Source organism: Phytoactinopolyspora endophytica, from assembly GCF_004138495.1.
Lineage (GTDB): Bacteria > Actinomycetota > Actinomycetes > Jiangellales > Jiangellaceae > Phytoactinopolyspora > Phytoactinopolyspora endophytica.
This window is the reverse complement of record NZ_ML142878.1, coordinates 43,891-45,698: the sequence shown is the minus strand read 5'-3', so window position 1 is coordinate 45,698 and position 1,808 is coordinate 43,891. Positions and strand designations below refer to the sequence as shown.

The window sequence follows — 1,808 nt, the reverse complement described above, 5'->3', positions numbered from 1 at the left end:
AACCGGGCGCTGATGGCCGCGGGTCTGGTCGACCGCGTCCAGGTGACGCTCTTCCCCGTGATCACCGGTCAGACCGGACTGGACCCGCTCTTCGAAGGTGCGGCCGACTTCGACCTCGAGCTGATCGAGAGCCGGACGCTCGACGGAAACATCCAGGAGCTCATCTACCGGCCCTCCTTACATGTCACCTGATCAGCCGCCCCTGTCCGAGCCGCATAACAGCATGACGAGACGTGGCTAGGGAGGGCTTCTGGCATGACTTCCCCGGCCAGGGGCGCGTGGGACGCGATCGTACCGTCCGGTGGCTTCGGCCGTCATGCGGACCACTGCCGCTTCGACCAGTATCCTGCCACGGCTGCGCGGCAGGATCGCCTACGAATCCTTCCAGGGAATGTTCAACACCGAACGATGGGGTGCATTCCTCGTCGTCGAGCCGCGACTCTCCCGGACAGTAAGCGCTCGGGTCAGGAATCATCGATCTCGGCGATCCAGGCGTTCACCGCGGCGACCGCCTCGTCGAGCGAGAGATCGATGCTCGCCTGACTTGCAGCCCGCACGAAATCGTCGCCCCAATGACCGTGGCCGATCACCGTCGGCGCCCACGACCTCGTGGGCAGGCCAAGTTGCCCTGCTTCCTGGGCGCGAGCCTCAAACAAGGCGACACCAGCGGCACGGATCTCAGGAAGGGTGGGACTGCCGGTCGCCGCAGCGAGGTCTTGGAGTAAGCAGAGGTCGACGATGTCGCGGGCGCGGTCGTTGACCGAGTTCGGAGGATTGTGGGGATCAGACACCGCGTGGATCTTCTGTGCGATCTGGAAACGCATCGCGATACCGACGAGGGTCTCGGGGTCCGGCAACCCAAAGCCGCCGAGCGGTGGCGGCTCGATGGCCTCGGAATCCTGGCCGATACCCGCCTCGTCCGGTGAGACCTCGAACTGGATACGCCGCCAAGTCACACCACGCAGTTCAAGGACGATGTCGAACCGGCGTGGCCTGATGATCTTGGTAGGAACGTCGACCACCTCCACCTCGTCTCGACGTAACATCAGAGGTCCCCACGGCTCAGCCAGCGCGTCCTCCAAGATAAGAAGGAACTCGTCGAGGTCACCACGGACGAGCCCGTCAACGTCCTTGGTGGTACGTGCCGTCGCGTTGAGTTGGTGCTGGAGCAGCGTGCCGCCCTTGAGGAGGAACAGTTGGCGGCCATCGGAGTCGATAGCCCGCTGGACCGCGGCGATGGCCACCGACGACGCGACCAGCCAACCGAGCCGGCCGCCCTTTGCCTCCTCCCCGAGCCTTCCCTCGGCTTGGGAGATCCAGATGTCGAGTACCTTCGCCGACACCGGCCGCTTGGTCTTCGGTGTGAGGGTTCGTAGCAACGCTGCCAGCCGGGAGCCGTTGCACTCATCGGTCATGGCGGACCTCCAACGCCTCGCCTAGCGCGTCTCGCTCGACAGTCTTCAGATAGCCCTGAGCGTGTCCCCGCTCGATCGACTGCCGCAGCAGGTACGTGGGCGTGCCGTAAACGATGCACTGAGCAATGGCGGTCGCCGGCGTCACGGTGGGAATCTCCTGCCACCACCCGATCTGAGCGGGTACAAGGTCCTCGTAATGGATGACGTAGTCGTCCCCACCTGTCCGGCGCAGGCGCCGTTGCTTGCCCACTGTGACGTGGATGCGGTTGGGATTGACGTCGCTGATGCCGTAGGCGTCCAAAGCGGTCTCGTGACTCAGGCACGCTTCGGGAGCGCGTGTCCACAGCACGGCGAGCATGTACTGGTCGTACAGCCCGACCGGGTACTGCGGGA

Annotated in this window: 3 protein-coding genes; 1 reads left to right on the top strand and 2 read right to left on the bottom strand. The window is 64.7% G+C overall.

Annotation, left to right across the window (positions count from 1 at the left end; all coding sequences use genetic code 11):
• Positions 1-192 (top strand): dihydrofolate reductase family protein (locus tag ELR45_RS33000; RefSeq protein ID WP_205857755.1); only part of this gene is annotated, 192 nt, incomplete at its 5' end.
• A gap of 272 nt (positions 193-464) precedes the next feature.
• Here the strand turns inward: ELR45_RS33000 and ELR45_RS32995 are convergent.
• Complete coding sequence (locus ELR45_RS32995; RefSeq protein ID WP_129670070.1) at positions 465-1,415, bottom strand: nucleotidyl transferase AbiEii/AbiGii toxin family protein; 951 nt, start codon at positions 1,413-1,415, stop codon at positions 465-467.
• The coding region (locus ELR45_RS32990) for a hypothetical protein (RefSeq protein ID WP_165368319.1) at positions 1,405-1,808 on the bottom strand (404 nt) is incomplete at its 5' end. The genes ELR45_RS32995 and ELR45_RS32990, both read right to left, overlap by 11 nt.